Origin of the sequence: Bradyrhizobium sp. B039, from assembly GCF_038965675.1 — a bacterium.
GTDB classification, from domain to species: Bacteria; Pseudomonadota; Alphaproteobacteria; order Rhizobiales; family Xanthobacteraceae; genus Bradyrhizobium; species Bradyrhizobium diazoefficiens.
In genome coordinates this window covers 1,344,598-1,360,757 of the sequence record NZ_CP152416.1, presented here as the reverse complement: position 1 = coordinate 1,360,757, position 16,160 = coordinate 1,344,598, and the positions used below count along the sequence as shown (strand labels likewise).

Here is a 16,160-nt window from a genome sequence, read left to right as displayed (position 1 = left end):
CTTCCTAACGGGCTGCCCGGCAAAGCAGTGTTCGACAAGCACAGCGAAAGCGCTCAGGGCAAGGGACGATTTCGAAAATGCGCGACAATGCTCGCATGACGATCGCGACCCGCTGCCACCAGCACCCCGTGCGCCACTTCCCGGCGGTTATAGAGGATGGGATCTCCGGAGAGGTCGCTCATCCTACCATCCGCTTCCTGCACGATCAAATCGGCCGCCGCAAGATCCCAATCATGGCTGTTGCCGCCCGCAAAAGCCGCATCCAGCGCGCCATGGGCGACCCGGCAGAGCCGGAGCGCGAGCGAGCCGATTCGCGGGTGCAGCTTGATGTCGCCGCCGGCGGTATTGAGACGCTCGACCATCGGCTTGGGGCCGGCCATGCGGGAGAAATCGAGCGTGGACCCGGGCGTCGCCCGCACCGGCTTGTCGTTGAGCAGCGTACCCTGGCCGCGGGCCGCGAAGAAGAACTCGCCGCTGGCCGGCGCGAACACCGCGGCCAGCAGCGGCGCGGCGTCCTCGACCAGCGCCACGCTGACGCACCATTCGTCGTGGCCGCCCAGATAATTGCGCGTGCCGTCGATCGGATCGACCACCCAGACCAGCCGCCGCGACAGCCGCGTGGAATCGTCGGCGCTCTCCTCCGACAGCCAGCCATAGTCGGGCGTGGCACTGCGCAGGCGCGCTTCGAGCAGGTCGTTGACGGCGATGTCGGCTTCCGACACCGGCGAGGACGCGCCCTTGGTCCATGTCTTCAGCTCGGTGCGGAACATCGACTGCGCGAGCGCGCCCGCTTCCCGTACCGTGTCTTTCAGCAGCGCCGCGTCGCGCGTCAGGATCGTCGCGTCGAGCGAGTTCGCGTCAGCGTCCGCCAAGCGTCAAACCCTCGATACGCACCGTCGGCGCATTGATGCCGTAGCGGAATTCGAGATTGTTGGCGGGCTGCATCGACTTGAAGATCTCGAACAGGTGGCCTGCGATCGTCACCTCGCTGACGGGATAGGTGATCTCGCCGTTCTCGATCCAGAAGCCGGAGGCGCCGCGGCTGTAATCGCCGGTGACGCCGTTGACGCCGGAGCCGATTAGGTCGGTGACGTAGAAGCCCTGCTTGATGTCGGCGATCAGCTCGGCCGGCGTCGGTGTGCCGGCTTCGAGATGCAGATTGTACGGCCCGGGCGAGGGCGAGGACGAGACGCCGCGATGGGCGTGGCCGGTGGTGGCAAGGCCGAGCTCCCGCGCGGTGGCGCAGTCGAGCAGCCAGGTCGTCAACACGCCCTCGTCGATCAGCGCGATCTTCTTCACCGCGACGCCCTCGGCATCGAAGGTCTGCGAGCGCAGGCCGCGCTTGCGCAGGGGATCGTCGATGATGCGGATGTTCTTGGCGAACAGCTGCTGGCCGAGCTTGTCCTTCAGGAAGCTGGTCTTGCGCGCGATCGAGGCGCCGTTGATGGCGCCGACGACATGGCCGACCAGCGAGCCCGCAACGCGCGGATCGAACACGACCGGCACCTTGCAGGTCTCGACCTTGCGCGGATTGTAGCGCGCCACGGTGCGCTCGCCGGCGGAGCGGCCGACGATCTCCGGCGACAGCAGGTCGGCGCCATGCGGCGCCGAGGTGAAGTCGTAGTCGCGCTCCATGCCGGTGCCTTCGCCGGCGATTGCGGTGGCCGAGATGCCCTGGCTCGAGCGCAGGTAAGAACCGTGGAAGCCGGTCGAGGTGACGAGCACCATGCCGCCCATGCCGGCGGAGGCCGAGGCGCCGCCGGACTTGGTCACGCCCTTCACCGCGAGCGCAGCAGCCTCGGCTTCGAGCGCGCGGCGCTCGAGCTCCGAGGTCGCCGGAATATTCGGATCGAGCAGATCGAGATCGGGGAAATCGCGCGCGAGCAGCGCGGGATCGGCGAGGCCGACATATTTGTCGTCGGGTGCGACCTTCGCCATTGCGACAGCGCGTTCGGCGAGCTTGGTCACGGCATCGCCGCTGACGTCGTTGGTCGAGACCACCGCCTGGCGCTGGCCGACCAGCACGCGCAGGCCGACATCGTCGCCCTCGGACCGCTCGGATTCCTCGACACGGCCGTCGCGCACCTCGACGCCTTGCGAGACGCCGCGCACTGCGACCGCATCGGCCGCATCCGCGCCGGCGCGCCTGGCCGCCTCGACCAGCCGCTGTGCGAGATCGGACAGCGCGGACTGATCGAACAGGTCGCGATTGGCTTTGGGCGAAAGCGTCGAGCTTGGTGAAGGGTTCACAAACGAAATCCTGTTGGGGCGGGGTTCGGGACCGGAACCCACAGATGTGCCCTGATAGCGCGGACTTCAAGCATTTTCAGCCCGCTAAAAGCTCAGATTCGCGACTTCGGCGCAACGTCTCGTCAATCATGCGCGCCAAGGTCTTGTCAATCATGAGCCGCGGTGACGCTGGGTTAACCAGCCTTTTTAAGCGGTTTCGGAAGCCGCCGCGCTAAGGTCCTCGCATCGACCGGGAACATAATCCTGGCGGGGAGAACTAAAGCCGTGAGGCGTCAAACAGCAACAAGCGGGATCGCTCCCGCCGGGTCGAGCCGCTCTCTGCGGCTCGACCCTCTTTCCCTTCCGGTCCGCTTCGATGCGCATGATCCGCGCGCCGACGGATACACAAGGCAGATCGAGCTTCATCGCGAACGTGTCGTGCTGCGCCGTGCCGTCCGCGGCATGCGGATGGCGATCAACGTGCGCGTCAGCGACTTCTCCGGCGTCGCGCTGCGCGGCAACGACGCGGCGCAGGCCCTCGTCCTCGTCCATCGCGATCCCTCGCTCTCCGTTCCGCTGCTGGTCGGCGCCGACGGCGACGAGCTCACCGAGGCCTGGGCGGTCTGGAGCGAGATCTTCGCGCTTCCGCAGCTCGACGAAGGCGCGCGCAAGCCCGCACCGCGCCGCCGCCGCGCCAACGCGATCCGCGCCCGCCGTCCGAAATTCTTGATGCGCCGGCGCACCGCCATGGCGCGCGAGCTGTCGGTTCATCACGGCGAGCGCGAGATCATCGCGAGGAACTAAAGGTGCCGTAGGGTGGGCAAAGCGAAAGCGTGCCCACCTATTTCCATCTCAATCTCGGCAAGATGGCGGGCACGGCGCAACAGCGCCTTTGCCCACCCTACGCATTTGCGTCACGCCGCGCGCATCACCGCGTCCGCGAGCAATCCCGCAAACAACAGCAGGCCCGCATCCCGGTTCGACTTGAACAGGCGCAGGCAAAGCGCGGGATCGTCGATCCTCAAGCGCACGATCTGCGAGGCCAGATGCGCGGCGAAAGCGGCAAGCCCGAGCCAGGCGGGCCAGCGCACATCGCCTGACGCCAGCGCGACGCCGATCAGCACCACCGCGAGCCCATAGAACAGGATCAGCGCCTGGTGCGTGTGCGCGCCGAACAGGCGCGCGGTGGACTTGATGCCGATCAGCGCGTCGTCCTCGGCATCCTGATGCGCATAGATCGTGTCATAGCCGATCACCCAGGCGATCGATCCGCCATACAGCACGAGCGCGGTGACGTCGATGCGGCCGAAGGTGACGGCAAAGCCCATCAAGGCGCCCCAGGAGAAGGCGAGGCCGAGCACGATCTGCGGCCACCAGGTGATGCGCTTCATGAAGGGGTAGATCGCGACGATCAGAAGCGAGGCGATGCCGGTCAGGACCGCGAAGCGATTGAATTGCAGGAGCACCACGAGACCGATCAGGGCCTGCGCGACCATGAAGGCCAGCGCCTGCTTCGTGGTCACCTGCCCCGACGGCAGCGGCCGCGAGCGGGTGCGCTCGACCTTGTCGTCGAGATCGCGGTCGGTGATGTCGTTCCAGGTGCAGCCTGCCCCGCGCATGACGAAGGCGCCGATGAAGAACAGGACGATGGTGAGCGGCAGGCGGCCGGAATCGTGCGCGATGCCGGCGGCGAGCGCCGCCGACCACCAGCATGGCATCAGGAGAAGCCAGGAGCCGATCGGACGATCGAAGCGGGACAATCGCAAATAGGGCCGCGCCCATGGCGGCGCGAGCGTATCGACCCAGTTGCCGGTGGAGTCGGCAACGCGGGCGGATGTGTCGCTCATCGCGTGAGGACGTTGCCGTTGAGCGTGTCGAAGGTGCTGCCGCCCTTCTTGCCGGCATTGGCTTCAGGTGCCGAGCCCGAACCCAGCACCTCGCTCAGCGACGGGCCGGCCGGACCGCGCGGCTGGTTCTGCATCTGCTGCGCGACGTTGCAGACCTTCGTGGTCATGGCCTCGGTGTTCTTGTGGCCGTCCTTCATCTGCGCGCCGACCTGCGGCGGGATTCCGCATTTTGCAGCGTTGGTCTCGACGTACTTGATCATCTTCATTTCAGCCTGGCCGAAATTGCGGATCAGCTTGCAGGCCTCGTCCGGCGGCGCGTGGCGGTCGCTCGCGGCCTTAATCGCCTTGCCGCGCTTCTCGGCCTCCTCGCGCAGGGGAATGAAGGCCTTCATGCAGTCCTCACCCGGGGCTTGCGTCGGCGGGGCCGCGCTGAAAGCGCCGGCGCCGCCGACCGGCGCGGCGCCGTTCACCGGAAACGAGGATTGCGGCGCCGTGCCGACGGAGGCTGTCGGCGCCGAGCCGTTCACGGGCGGAAACGCCGAGCTGCTCGCGGCCTGGTTTGGCAGCGGCGCGGGGAAGGCGCTTTGCGCATAGGCGCCCACGGCCCCCATGCTGATCATGGCGGCGGTGATCGGAACCATCAAATGACGGATCATCAAGGCAGTCTCTCCGGCAGGAGCTTACGGGGTTCGGCGTCTTCCCAATTGAAGCGCAACCAGCGTGTTCGCGTTTTTACGATTCCCGCCGGCCCTTAACAACCCGTCGAATAGGGCAAGAGCGCGGCGCGCCGACGCACCGGTTCGGCAATATTTACCCCCGAAATGGCGGCTTTCGGTTAATAACGGCGGCAAATCGGACCTGAATGATGCCTTCCCATGATTTCCGCGCCCCCCGCCTGTTCGTCGATGCCCCCCTGGCCCAGGATGCCAGGGTCCCGCTCGACCGCGACCAGAGCAATTATCTCGGCAATGTGCTGCGGCTTGCCGCGGGGGCCGAGGTTCTGGCCTTCAACGGCCGCGACGGCGAATGGCAGGCCGCCATCGAAGGCCGCAAACGGCCCGATGGCCTCGTCATCCTCCAGCAGACCCGGCCGCAGGACCGGCTGGCCGACCTCACTTACGTCTTCGCCCCGCTCAAGCACGCCCGGCTCGATTACATGGTCCAGAAGGCCATCGAGATGGGCGCCGCCGGCCTGCAACCGGTCCTGACCCGGTTCACCCAGGCCTCCCGGGTCAACACCGAGCGGATGCGTGCCAACGTGGTCGAGGCCGCCGAGCAATGCGGCATCCTGAGCATCGCGACCGTGGCCGAGCCGGTGCCGCTGGAGCGCTTCCTCAGCCAGCGCGCCACCGGTCGCCTGCTCATCTTCTGCGACGAGGCCGCGGAGGTCGAAAACCCCGTTCAGAGCCTGCAAGCCGCGCGCGAGGCGGGACAAGGTATCGACGTGCTGATCGGCCCCGAAGGCGGCTTTGCCGAGGAAGAGCGGGCGCTGCTGCTGCGACAGCCGAAGATCCTGCGGCTCGCCCTGGGTCCCCGGATCATGCGGGCCGACACCGCCGCGGTGGCTGCGCTGGCGCTGGTGCAGACGGTGCTGGGCGATTGGGGCGGCAAGACTCCCTGATGCTGCGCATTGGCCGGCCGTTAAGCGATTGATCCTTTGGAGGTCGAAACCGCTTTCCGGCCATGCTAAGGGCTGCGCCAACTGGTTTGCCTCCACTTGCCTCCCCTTGCCCTGCCCGGTTCCACCGGGACGATGGACCCCTGAGATGACCGCGACTGCCACCTCAAATGCTGCCGGCTCCGCCGCCTGGGCGGATACGCTGCTCTTGTCGTTCGCGCAGGCCGGCTATGCCAGGGCCGAGCCGGCGATCCTGCAACCGGCCGAGCCGTTCCTGGACCTTTCCGGCGAGGACATCCGCAAAAGTCTGTATCTGACCACGGACCTCACCGGCGAGGAGCTCTGCCTGCGCCCGGACCTGACCATACCGGTGGCGCGCGATTACCTCGCCTCCAGCCGCGCCGGCCAGCCGGCCGGGTTCAGCTATCTCGGTCCGGTGTTCCGCTACCGCAGCGGCCAGGCCAGCGAGTTTCTTCAGGCCGGCATCGAATCGTTCGGCCGCCAGGACCGCGCCGCGGCCGATGCCGAGATGCTGGCGCTGGCGCTGGAGGCGACGGGCGCCTTCGGCGTCCGCGACGTCGAGATCCGCACCGGCGACGTGGCGCTGTTCAACGCGCTGCTCGACGCGCTCAACCTCTATCCGGTCTGGCGGCGCCGCCTGGTCAAGGACTTCAACCGCAAGATCAGCCTGGAGCAGGATCTGGAACGGCTGGCGGCCGCGACGACCGCCACCCGCAGCGAATATGAGGGCGTGCTGGCGGCGCTGGCCGGCTCCGACCGCAAGGCGGCGCTCGCCTTCGTCACCGATTTGATGTCGATCGCCGGGACCACCAATGTCGGCGGCCGCACCACCGCCGAGATCGCCGACCGCTTCCTCGAGCAATCGACGCTGAAGGGCGGCGCGCTGCCCCGCGAGGCGATCACCGTGCTCAAGCGCTTCCTGTCGATCGCAGGCAATCCCGACGACGCCGTCGCCGAGCTGCGCGCGCTCACCACCGACGCCAGGCTCGACCTCACGGCTGCGATCGATCAGTTCGAGAGCCGGGTCGGCTTCATGGCTGCGCGCGGCATCGACGTGAAGCAGACGCGCTTCTCGACCGCGTTCGGACGCGGGCTCGACTATTACACCGGCTTCGAATTCGAGCTGCATCACAGGGGCAATGGCGCCGAACCGCTGGTCGCCGGCGGACGCTATGACGGGCTGATGACCCAGCTCGGTTCAGCCGAGCCGATCGCCGCTGTCGGTTTCTCGGTCTGGGTGGACGCGCTGACCCGGATCGGCCGCAAGGTGGGAGCCTAAGTCATGAGCGCGCCATTCGTTCTGGCCGTTCCCTCCAAGGGCCGCCTCCAGGAAAACACCGAAGCCTTTTTCGCCCGCGCGGGCCTCAAGCTGTCGAAGGCCGGCGGCGCACGCGACTATCGCGGCACCATCGCGGGCCTCGACAATGTCGAGGTCGCCTATCTGTCGGCGAGCGAGATCGCCGCGCAGCTGTCGCGCGGCCTCGCCCATCTCGGCGTCACCGGCGAGGACCTGGTGCGCGAGAACATCGCGGACGCCGACAAGCGCGTGTCCCTGATCGAAGGCCTCGGCTTCGGCTATGCCGACGTCGTCGTCGCGGTGCCGCAGGCCTGGATCGACGTCCGCACCATGGCCGACCTCGACGACGTCACCACCGGCTTCCGCGAGCAGCATCACATGCGGATGCGGGTCGCGACCAAGTTCGTCAATCTCACCCGCGCGTTCTTCCAGAACCACGGCATCACCGATTACCGCATCGTCGAAAGCGCAGGCGCGACCGAAGGCGCGCCGGCAGCCGGCAGCGCCGAGCTGATCGTCGACATCACGACGACCGGCGCGACCCTCGCCGCCAACGGCTTGCGGGTGCTCGACGACGGCATGATCCTGCGCAGCCAGGCCAATCTGGTCGCCTCCAGGGATGCCGACTGGTCGCCGCAGGCGCGGGAGACCGCGCGCGTCATCCTCGACCACATCGCGGCGCGGGCGCGGGCCAACAAATACCGCGAGGTCCGGACCCGATTCCGGCAGTGCGACGCCGCCCTGCTCGGCGAGGCCCACAGCCGTTTCGGCGTCGAGGCCCCGTTCGGCGGGCCGACCTCGTCGGGCATGCTGACGCTGCACTGCCCGCCGGGGCAGCTCTATGCGCTCGCGAGCTTCCTGCGCGAGCATGGCGCCGAGACCGTCTCGGTGGTTTCGCTCGACTACGTGTTCGACCGGGAGAACCCGCTGTTCGCCAAGCTCGAGGCGTTCCTGCGGCGGTGAGCCTCAGGTCCGTTCAGCGTAGCGACAGCAAACGGCAGCTACCATATGCTGTTGAGATGACCTTGAACGCCTCTGGAACCTTGATCGATGACGCTGGGCTCTGATGTTTCCGGCCTGACGACCACCGCGGCCAACGCCGCCGCGAAGGGACTGTCGATTGTCGTCCCCGTCTACAACGAGGCGGCGGGGCTTGCCGCCCTGCACCAGCGCATCTGCGATCTCGCAAAGACCCTGCGGCAGCGCCATCGCCTCGCTTGCGAGGTGGTCTATGTCGACGACGGCAGCGCGGACGCGACGCTGTCGATCGCGCGCAGCCTGCCGGCCGACGCGATCGACGTCCAGGTGGTCTCCCTGTCGCGCAATTTCGGCAAGGAGGCGGCGCTGATGGCCGGCCTCGACCATGCCCGCCTCGGCGCCGTGATGTTCATGGACGGCGACGGCCAGCATCCGCCGGCTCTCGTCGAGCAGCTTGTGGGACACTGGATCGATGACGGCTACGACGTCGTCTATACCGCCAAGGCGCATCGCGACAACGAAACCTTCCTGCGGCGGCTCGCCGTGCATGGCTTCTACGCCCTGATCAACTGGGGCGCCCGCCAGAAGATTCCGGAAGACGCCGGCGATTTCCGCCTGCTTTCGCCGCGCGCGGTCACGGCGCTTCGGCAACTGCCGGAGCGCAACCGCTTCTTCAAGGGCCTGGCAAGCTGGATCGGCTTCCGCCAGATCCGCGTCGACTACGAGCCGTCGCCGCGCGCCCATGGCGTTACCACCTTCAACGCCGCGCGCCTGCTCGGCCTGTCGATCGAAGGCCTGACCTCGTTCTCGGTGGCACCACTGCGTTTCGCCAGCCTGCTCGGCGTCGTGCTCGCCGGCATCGCCTTCCTGTTCGGCCTCTCCATTCTCTGGGAGGTCTTCACCACCGGCAAGCAGGTCCCCGGCTATCCCTCGCTCGTGGTCGGCCTGATGACCATCGGCGGCGTGCAGCTCATCATGATCGGCATCGTCGGCGAATATATCGGCAAGATCCTCTCCGAGCTGAAGGCGCGCCCGATCTACTTCGTCGCCGAGCACAGCGAGAAGCATTTCGAGGCCGACAAGGCCGACGACGCCGCGAAGAGGACGGCGGCCGAATGAGCGCGGCGGCGGCGCCGCGGCGGATCTGGCTCTGCGCCGACGATTACGGCATCAGCCCTGGCGTCAATCGCGCCATCCGAGACCTGATCGAGCGCGGCCGCCTCAACGCCACCTCGGTGATGATGGTCGGCCCCGCGATCGCTCGCGGCGAGATCGAGGCGCTTGAGGCCGCGGCGAAGACGAGCCCGCGCTGCGCGATCGGATTGCACGTGACGCTGTCCGCGCCGTTCCGGCCGCTCACCATGCATTTCCGCCCGCTCGACGGCGACATGTTCATGCCGTTTCCGAAGCTCTTGCGCGCGGGTGTCTTGCGGCGGCTCGACCGCGAATTCTTTCGCAATGAGGTGAAGGCGCAGCTCGTGGCCTTCGCAGAGGCTTTCGGCCGCGCACCAGACTTCGTCGACGGCCATCAGCATGTGCAGCTCTATCCGCAGGTGCGCGACGGCTTTATCGACGCGGTCAGCGAAACCGCGCCAAACGCCTGGGTGCGCCAGGGCGGGCGCGACCAGCCGCTGAAGCAGCGGCTGGCGTCGCCAAAAGCCATGGTGCTCGACATCCTCAGCGCGCAATTCCGCCGCCGCGCCGGCCGCGCCGGCCTCGGTTTCAATCCCGGCTTTGCCGGCGCCTATGATTTCACGCGCGCGGCCGATTTCGGCGCGCTGATGCGGCAATTCCTGGAAGGCCTCCCCGATGGCGGCCTCGTGATGTGCCATCCCGGCTTCGTCGACGACGTCCTTGCCGCGCTTGATCCGATGACCGACGTGCGCGAACGCGAGCATGCCTATCTTGGGGGCGATGAATTCGTGCGGTTGCTGGCGCAGACCAACGCGACACTGGGGTGAATGGCGGCTAAAGCCGGCCGCGAGGCAGCTTGTCGCATACCGAAATTTAATCCAGCCGGCACTGTTGGGGCCACAATGGAACCCTACATCTCTTGCGCGCTTGGTTTGCGCGAGGGAGATTGATCATGACGCCGCAGGAACGCGAGCTCGTCGACGAGCTTTTTGACCGGCTTTCGAAACTGGAAAATGCACCGCGCGATCCCGACGCGATCGCCGCGATCTCCGACGGCCTGCGCAAGGCGCCCGGCGCCGTCTACGCGCTGGTGCAGACTACCCTGTTGCAGGACGAAGCGCTGAAGCGCGCCCATAACCGCATCCAGGAACTGGAAGCGGCGCAGGCGCCCGAGCCGGCCCAGTCCGGCGGCTTCCTGGATACCATGCGCGACACGCTGTTCGGTGGCGGCCCCTCGCGCGGCTCGGTTCCGAACGTGCCGCCGCGTGACGCACGGCCGGTGTGGAACAGCGGCCAGGCGATGCAACAGGCGCAACCGGGTTACGGCCAGCCGCCTTACGGGCAGGCTTACGGCCAAGGCCCAGGTCAAGGCCCCGGTCAGGGCTATGGCGCCCCGCCGGTCGGCGGTGGCGGCGGCTCGTTCCTCGGTACGGCCGCGGCGGCCGCGGCCGGCGTCGTCGGCGGCTCACTGCTGCTCTCCAGCATCCGCGGCATGATGGGCGGATCGCACCAGCAGGCCTTCGGCGACACCAACGCCCTGGGCGACCGCAGCGCTGGCGGAAGTCCCTGGGGCGGCAGCGACCAGTCCGGCGGCTCGCTCGCGCGCGATGCCGGCCTCGACGACATCGGATCGAACCGCGACCGTGGCGGCGATTCCCGCCAAGGCTTTGTCGACCAGGCTTCGAACGACGACCAGAATCACAACGATCAGAACGACAATGACGACAACGTAGACCTGGCCGACGACAGCGATTTCGGCGGCGACGATGGCGGCAGCGATTATGCGTAAGGCCGCTCGATAGCGCGCAAACAAAAACGGCCGCCGATGGGGCGGCCGTTTTCATTTCGGGGCTCGGACCTCACATCACCACGACCCTGGTGCCGACATTGACGCGGCCGTAGAGGTCGATGACGTCCTCGTTGCGCATGCGGATGCAGCCGGAGGAGACGTTGGTGCCGATGGTCCAGGGCTCGTTGGAGCCGTGGATGCGGTAGAGCGTGGAGCCGAGATACATCGCGCGCGCGCCGAGCGGGTTTTCCGGACCGCCTTCCATGTGCCTGGGCAGGTCGGGGCGGCGCGCGATCATTTCCGCCGGCGGGGTCCAGTCCGGCCATTCGCGCTTGGCCGTGATCGACTTGACGCCGGACCAGGTGAAGCCGGGACGGCCGACACCGATGCCGTAGCGCATCGCCCGGCCGTTGCCCTCGACGAGATAGAGGAACTTGTTCGGCGTATCGACCACGATCGTGCCGGCACTTTCCTTGCCGCTATAGTCAACGAGTTGTTTCTCGAACTTCGGATCGAATTGACGCTGGCGCGGATCGACAGCCTCCTGCTGGAGACCTGCGCCTTGCTGATATCCGCCCTGCATCTGCGGCTCGCCTATCGGCGGCAGGCGGCGCGGATCGTTGTAGCCCGGCTGCTGCTGATACACCGGCGGCGCGTAGGCCGGACCGCGGCCGGGCCCATCGCCGAACAGGAACTCGATGAAGCCGCCGCCCATGTTCGCGTTGGAGGCGACGCGCACCGGCGCCGGCGGCACTTGCGGCTGATAAAGCACCGCGGGCGGATCGTTCGGAACGGTATTGTCGAAGGCGCTGGCGCTGGTTGCGCCGGCAACGAGGGTGCAAGCGCTGCCGAGCAGCGCGACAGACATTTTCTTGAACATCGACGTACTCTGTACTGTTTCGTCTAGATCACATGCGTCGTGCAGAGCTGATGGCTGATCGGCGTCCGCGACGTGGTCAATAAAGAGCAAAAGGCGTTTCGTTTGGTAAACGGAAACGCCGTTTTGATTCACCACGTCGCGAGCGAGAGCCCAATTTGGCGATCAGCGTTTATTTTCGATGAAAGCCTCATGCTCATGGTTAATCGCTTCTTCTCGCGTCGTCGCGCGCGGCCGCGCAACAGTTCCGGTCGTGAACCTCGTGTTAAATTGCTTCTGCCTACAAAGACGCGTGAGTGAGGTGGGGGGAGTTTCTGATGGCTATTCACCGCAAACGTTTTCGTGTCGAAGAGGCTATTGTCGGCGAGATGCCCAGCCCCGAAATGATTGAGGAGGCTGCGCCGATGCATAGCGAGATCATGGCGGAGCTGCGCGCGATCCGCGCACAGATGGCGAAGGGCACCGCTGCCCCGCTGTCCGCCAGCGCGGCGATGGCGGCGATCGACGCTTCCACGGCCCATGAGCTTGCCGAGACGCGCACCATGCTCGACACCTACCGGGCGCAGATCGAGCAGTGCGAGAAGCTGAAGGTCGAGCTCGACCTCATCCACGACGCCATCGACCGCACCAAGCGCGAAATTGCGACGCTGCACGGCAAGAGCTTCGACGGCGGCGAGATGGCCAAGGTCAATGGCGAACTCGGCGCGGTCGTCGGCGGCACCGAGCAGGCGACCCAGCAGATCCTGGAAGCCGCCGAGTCGATCGACCAGGCGGCCAGCGCGATGTCCAAGGTGCAATCGGCCGACCAGCAGAAGCGGCTCGCCGACGACATCCAGGAACGCGTCATCTCGATCTTCGAGGCCTGCAACTTCCAGGACCTGACCGGCCAGCGCATCAGCAAGGTCATGACCACGATGAAGTTCATCGAGCAGCACATCAACGCGATGATGGAGATCTGGGGCGGCGTCGACGCGATCAAGGCCCATGTGCCGGCGCCGGCCGACACCCGCAGCGAGGACGAAAAACTCCTCAACGGTCCGAAGCTCGCCGGCGACGTCGGCCATGCCTCGCAGGACGACATCGACGCGCTGTTCGACTGAACGGACGCGAGATTACGGAAAAGCAAAACGCCGGCGCGAGCCGGCGTTTTTTGTTTTTTGGGGATTTATCTCACGCTGTCATTCCGGGGCGGTCCGCAGGACCGAACCCGGAATCTCGAGATTCTCAGGTGCGCAATTGCGCACCATAGTTCGATGCTTTCGCATCGCCCCGGAATGACGGGAAGAACATCACGCCCTCGGGGCGCAGCGGACGTAGACCATGTTGCCGTAGCGGGTGGCGGCGTCCTTGTCGATGAAGCGGGTAATCAGGACGCGGCCGTCGAAGGACACGATCTCGCGGTCCTGCTCGCCGGGGGTCGGACCGGCCGGCCCGATATAGTTCTTGCCGCTGGGCGAGCCCTTCAGCCGCAATTCCTGCGGTGTCGCCTGGTCGGCCAGATGCATGACCACGCCGCCGGAGGTGCCGGCGCCGATCACGTAAGGATTCTTGCACTGGGACCGCGCGGCGGCCTCGGTGCGGGCGCGGTCGGCCGGGTTCTGGAACGAGGCGAGACCCCAGCGGCCGACGATCTCGTCGGCGCGGATGCTCGCCGGCATTTCCGGGCCGGTACCGGGCTCTGCCTCGGGCGGCGGCGAAGACGACGAGAAGGACGGCAGGCTCATGCCGCCGCCGCAGGCGCCAAGCAGCAACGCCAGGCCAGATGCGGCCGCCAGATTGGCAACCCTGCGCGCGTGAGCTGAAGTGATCATGGCATTCCCCCGAACAAGACCATGGCCGCACCCCTCCTGCAGCCAAGCGCAAAACCGCCACCGGAGCAATGACGTTTGATACGCCGGCGCCCCGAACACGTTTCCAATGCCACCATCCTATATCCGCCTCACCAATCGCTTAACCACCTTTGCTTGACAGGATCGCGGCCAAGCCATATTTCCGGGCGCACTATTAGCACTCGGAAAGCCCGATTGCTAAGCGCGCCGTTCGATCCTCGGGACGAGGGTGGACGGAAGCGCCGCCCCACCCACTTCCACTACTTCCGAAGCGAGCCTCCAAAGGGAAACGTCATGGCTAAATCCAAATTTCGTCCGCTGCATGACCGTGTCGTGGTCAAACGTATCGACGCCGAGGAAAAGACCAAGGGCGGCATCATCATTCCGGACACCGCCAAGGAAAAGCCCTCCCAGGGCGAGGTCGTCGCCGTCGGCCCCGGCGGCCGTGACGAGACCGGCAAGCTGATCCCGATCGACCTCAAGGTCGGCGACCGCGTGCTGTTCGGCAAGTGGTCGGGCACCGAGGTCAAGATCGACAACGAAGAGCTCCTGATCATGAAGGAGTCGGACATCATGGGCGTGATGGCCTAAGGCCGTCAGCCTGAACGGCCGCTGAATGTCATGCCCGGATCGCGTGATCCGGGCATCCATACTTCCGCCGGGTTCGACCTGCGGATCCCGGAATCGATGCGGCCGGCAAAGCGGCAAGACGCAGCACGAAACAAGACACAGCACGAAACACGAGGGATTGCAGAAATGGCTGCCAAAGACGTCAAGTTTTCCGGAGACGCGCGCGAACGCATGCTGCGCGGCGTCGACATTCTCGCCAACGCCGTCAAGGTGACGCTCGGCCCGAAGGGCCGCAACGTCGTCATCGAGAAGAGCTTCGGCGCGCCTCGCATCACCAAGGACGGCGTCACCGTCGCCAAGGAGATCGAGCTCGAGGACAAGTTCGAGAACATGGGCGCCCAGATGGTGCGTGAGGTCGCTTCCAAGACCAACGACCTCGCCGGCGACGGCACCACCACCGCGACCGTGCTGGCCCAGGCCATCGTGCGCGAAGGCGCCAAGGCGGTTGCCGCCGGCATGAACCCGATGGACCTCAAGCGCGGCATCGACATCGCAGTTGCGGCCGTCATCAAGGACATCGAGAAGCGCGCCAAGCCGGTCGCTTCCTCCTCCGAGGTCGCCCAGGTCGGCACCATCTCGGCCAACGGCGATGCCGCCATCGGCAAGATGATCGCGCAGGCGATGCAGAAGGTCGGTAACGAGGGCGTCATTACCGTCGAGGAGAACAAGTCGCTCGACACCGAGGTCGACATCGTCGAGGGCATGAAGTTCGACCGCGGCTATCTCAGCCCCTACTTCGTCACCAACGCCGAGAAGATGACCGCCGAGCTCGAGGACGCCTACATCCTCCTGCACGAGAAGAAGCTCTCGGGCCTCCAGGCCATGCTGCCGGTGCTCGAAGCCGTGGTGCAGTCGGGCAAGCCGCTCGTGATCATCGCCGAGGACGTCGAGGGCGAGGCGCTGGCCACCCTGGTCGTCAACCGCCTGCGCGGCGGCCTCAAGGTCGCCGCCGTCAAGGCGCCGGGCTTCGGTGACCGCCGCAAGGCCATGCTCGAGGATCTCGCGATCCTCACCGGCGGCCAGCTCATCTCCGAAGAGCTCGGCATCAAGCTCGAGAACGTCACGGTGAAGATGCTCGGCCGCGCCAAGAAGGTGGTGATCGACAAGGAGAACACCACGATCGTCAACGGTGCCGGCAAGAAGCCCGACATCGAGGCCCGCGTCGGCCAGATCAAGGCGCAGATCGAGGAGACCACCTCGGACTACGACCGCGAGAAGCTCCAGGAGCGCCTCGCCAAGCTCGCCGGCGGCGTCGCGGTGATCCGCGTCGGCGGCGCGACCGAGATCGAGGTCAAGGAGAAGAAGGACCGCGTCGAGGACGCCCTCAACGCCACCCGTGCCGCGGTGCAGGAAGGCATCGTCCCCGGCGGCGGCGTCGCGCTGCTCCGCGCCAAGAAGGCGGTGGGCCGTCTCACCAACGCCAATGACGACGTCCAGGCCGGCATCAACATCGTGCTGAAGGCGCTGGAAGCCCCGATCCGCCAGATCTCCGAGAACGCGGGCGTGGAAGGCTCGATCGTCGTCGGCAAGATCCTGGAGAACAAGTCCGAGACCTTCGGCTTCGACGCCCAGAACGAGGACTATGTCGACATGGTCGAGAAGGGCATCATCGACCCCGCCAAGGTGGTGCGCACCGCGCTCCAGGACGCCTCCTCCGTGGCCGGCCTGCTGGTGACCACCGAAGCCATGGTCGCCGAGGCGCCGAAGAAGGACGCTCCGCCCGCGATGCCAGCCGGCGGCGGCATGGGCGGCTTCTGAGCCCACCGTTCCCTGACAATGTTGCGAAGGCCGCCTCCGGGCGGCCTTCTTTTTTGCCGACCATGGCTCACGCTTTCCGATTCAACCGACGGCCAAAACCCATTACGGTGGCGCCGATTCTAGAGCGCGATGCGATCGGAACGAGTCGTCATC

General features: G+C 66.4%; 16 protein-coding genes. 10 read left to right on the top strand and 6 right to left on the bottom strand.

The features are described from left to right. Positions 1-53: 53 nt before the first annotated feature. Both AAFG50_RS06300 and AAFG50_RS06295 read right to left on the bottom strand, forming a co-directional pair. A complete protein-coding gene (locus AAFG50_RS06300; protein WP_028174622.1) occupies positions 54-872 on the bottom strand; it encodes a 3'(2'),5'-bisphosphate nucleotidase CysQ in 819 nt (272 codons plus the stop codon). Continuing rightward, positions 859-2,250 (bottom strand): TldD/PmbA family protein, encoded by a 1,392-nt coding sequence (locus AAFG50_RS06295; RefSeq protein ID WP_028174621.1) that lies wholly within the window; start codon positions 2,248-2,250, stop codon positions 859-861. Before AAFG50_RS06295 ends, AAFG50_RS06300 begins: the two co-directional genes overlap by 14 nt. A gap of 264 nt (positions 2,251-2,514) precedes the next feature. Here AAFG50_RS06295 and AAFG50_RS06290 point away from each other — a divergent pair, with 264 nt between their 5' ends. Further along, the gene (locus tag AAFG50_RS06290; protein WP_011090252.1) at positions 2,515-3,033 is read left to right on the top strand and encodes a DUF6101 family protein; all 519 of its coding nucleotides are present in this window, start codon (positions 2,515-2,517) and stop codon (positions 3,031-3,033) included. A gap of 110 nt (positions 3,034-3,143) precedes the next feature. Here the strand turns inward: AAFG50_RS06290 and ubiA are convergent, their stop codons facing one another. Together ubiA and AAFG50_RS06280 are read right to left on the bottom strand one after the other, a co-directional pair. Then, on the bottom strand, positions 3,144-4,076 hold the full coding sequence (gene ubiA, locus AAFG50_RS06285) for a 4-hydroxybenzoate octaprenyltransferase (protein WP_028174620.1): 933 nt from the start codon (positions 4,074-4,076) through the stop codon (positions 3,144-3,146). After that, a complete protein-coding gene (locus AAFG50_RS06280) occupies positions 4,073-4,732 on the bottom strand; it encodes a hypothetical protein (protein ID WP_028174619.1) in 660 nt (219 codons plus the stop codon). Before AAFG50_RS06280 ends, ubiA begins: the two co-directional genes overlap by 4 nt. A 209-nt stretch (positions 4,733-4,941) precedes the next feature. Between AAFG50_RS06280 and AAFG50_RS06275 the strand changes: the two genes are divergently transcribed. The 6 genes from AAFG50_RS06275 (at position 4,942) to AAFG50_RS06250 (ending at position 10,913) form a co-directional block, all read left to right on the top strand. Further along, positions 4,942-5,697: a 16S rRNA (uracil(1498)-N(3))-methyltransferase gene (locus AAFG50_RS06275; protein WP_028174618.1), complete on the top strand. Its 756-nt coding sequence runs from the start codon at positions 4,942-4,944 to the stop codon at positions 5,695-5,697. A gap of 145 nt (positions 5,698-5,842) precedes the next feature. Then, positions 5,843-6,994: an ATP phosphoribosyltransferase regulatory subunit gene (locus tag AAFG50_RS06270; RefSeq protein ID WP_028174617.1), complete on the top strand. Its 1,152-nt coding sequence runs from the start codon at positions 5,843-5,845 to the stop codon at positions 6,992-6,994. A gap of 3 nt (positions 6,995-6,997) precedes the next feature. Further along, positions 6,998-7,975 (top strand): ATP phosphoribosyltransferase, encoded by a 978-nt coding sequence (gene hisG / locus AAFG50_RS06265; protein ID WP_011090257.1) that lies wholly within the window; start codon positions 6,998-7,000, stop codon positions 7,973-7,975. A gap of 87 nt (positions 7,976-8,062) precedes the next feature. Further along, complete coding sequence (locus AAFG50_RS06260; protein WP_011090258.1) at positions 8,063-9,109, top strand: glycosyltransferase family 2 protein; 1,047 nt, start codon at positions 8,063-8,065, stop codon at positions 9,107-9,109. Then, complete coding sequence (locus tag AAFG50_RS06255) at positions 9,106-9,951, top strand: ChbG/HpnK family deacetylase (RefSeq protein WP_028174616.1); 846 nt, start codon at positions 9,106-9,108, stop codon at positions 9,949-9,951. Before AAFG50_RS06260 ends, AAFG50_RS06255 begins: the two co-directional genes overlap by 4 nt. 125 nt (positions 9,952-10,076) lie before the next feature. Next, positions 10,077-10,913: a DUF2076 domain-containing protein gene (locus tag AAFG50_RS06250; RefSeq protein ID WP_028174615.1), complete on the top strand. Its 837-nt coding sequence runs from the start codon at positions 10,077-10,079 to the stop codon at positions 10,911-10,913. Between the two features lie 70 nt (positions 10,914-10,983). Here AAFG50_RS06250 and AAFG50_RS06245 read toward each other — a convergent pair whose 3' ends face one another. Further along, entirely contained in the window at positions 10,984-11,793 is an 810-nt protein-coding gene (locus AAFG50_RS06245) for a L,D-transpeptidase (RefSeq protein ID WP_028174614.1), read from the bottom strand. Between the two features lie 314 nt (positions 11,794-12,107). On the opposite strand from AAFG50_RS06245, the gene AAFG50_RS06240 reads away from it, so the two are divergent. Next, positions 12,108-12,890 carry a protein phosphatase CheZ gene (locus AAFG50_RS06240; RefSeq protein WP_028174613.1) on the top strand — a complete coding sequence of 261 codons (783 nt, stop codon included), beginning with the start codon at positions 12,108-12,110 and terminating at the stop codon, positions 12,888-12,890. A gap of 189 nt (positions 12,891-13,079) precedes the next feature. Here the strand turns inward: AAFG50_RS06240 and AAFG50_RS06235 are convergent, their stop codons facing one another. Next, entirely contained in the window at positions 13,080-13,601 is a 522-nt protein-coding gene (locus AAFG50_RS06235; RefSeq protein WP_028174612.1) for a hypothetical protein, read from the bottom strand. A 312-nt stretch (positions 13,602-13,913) separates the two neighbouring features. On the opposite strand from AAFG50_RS06235, the gene AAFG50_RS06230 reads away from it, so the two are divergent. Then, the gene (locus AAFG50_RS06230) at positions 13,914-14,210 is read left to right on the top strand and encodes a co-chaperone GroES (protein WP_011090264.1); all 297 of its coding nucleotides are present in this window, start codon (positions 13,914-13,916) and stop codon (positions 14,208-14,210) included. Between the two features lie 165 nt (positions 14,211-14,375). Beyond that, positions 14,376-16,007 carry a chaperonin GroEL gene (gene groL, locus AAFG50_RS06225; protein ID WP_011090265.1) on the top strand — a complete coding sequence of 544 codons (1,632 nt, stop codon included), beginning with the start codon at positions 14,376-14,378 and terminating at the stop codon, positions 16,005-16,007. The last annotated feature ends 153 nt before the right edge of the window (positions 16,008-16,160 follow it).

Excerpts from the sequence above, each read along its gene's own strand:
- ubiA (WP_028174620.1), bottom strand. The coding sequence starts at position 4,076 with ATGAGCGACACATCCGCCCGCGTTGCCGACTCCACCGGCAACTGGGTC.
- AAFG50_RS06280 (WP_028174619.1), bottom strand. The coding sequence starts at position 4,732 with ATGATCCGTCATTTGATGGTTCCGATCACCGCCGCCATGATCAGCATG.
- AAFG50_RS06275 (WP_028174618.1), top strand. The coding sequence starts at position 4,942 with ATGCCTTCCCATGATTTCCGCGCCCCCCGCCTGTTCGTCGATGCCCCC.
- AAFG50_RS06270 (WP_028174617.1), top strand. The coding sequence starts at position 5,843 with ATGACCGCGACTGCCACCTCAAATGCTGCCGGCTCCGCCGCCTGGGCG.
- hisG (WP_011090257.1), top strand. The coding sequence starts at position 6,998 with ATGAGCGCGCCATTCGTTCTGGCCGTTCCCTCCAAGGGCCGCCTCCAG.
- AAFG50_RS06260 (WP_011090258.1), top strand. The coding sequence starts at position 8,063 with ATGACGCTGGGCTCTGATGTTTCCGGCCTGACGACCACCGCGGCCAAC.
- AAFG50_RS06255 (WP_028174616.1), top strand. The coding sequence starts at position 9,106 with ATGAGCGCGGCGGCGGCGCCGCGGCGGATCTGGCTCTGCGCCGACGAT.
- AAFG50_RS06250 (WP_028174615.1), top strand. The coding sequence starts at position 10,077 with ATGACGCCGCAGGAACGCGAGCTCGTCGACGAGCTTTTTGACCGGCTT.
- AAFG50_RS06245 (WP_028174614.1), bottom strand. The coding sequence starts at position 11,793 with ATGTTCAAGAAAATGTCTGTCGCGCTGCTCGGCAGCGCTTGCACCCTC.
- AAFG50_RS06240 (WP_028174613.1), top strand. The coding sequence starts at position 12,108 with ATGGCTATTCACCGCAAACGTTTTCGTGTCGAAGAGGCTATTGTCGGC.
- AAFG50_RS06235 (WP_028174612.1), bottom strand. The coding sequence starts at position 13,601 with ATGATCACTTCAGCTCACGCGCGCAGGGTTGCCAATCTGGCGGCCGCA.
- AAFG50_RS06230 (WP_011090264.1), top strand. The coding sequence starts at position 13,914 with ATGGCTAAATCCAAATTTCGTCCGCTGCATGACCGTGTCGTGGTCAAA.
- groL (WP_011090265.1), top strand. The coding sequence starts at position 14,376 with ATGGCTGCCAAAGACGTCAAGTTTTCCGGAGACGCGCGCGAACGCATG.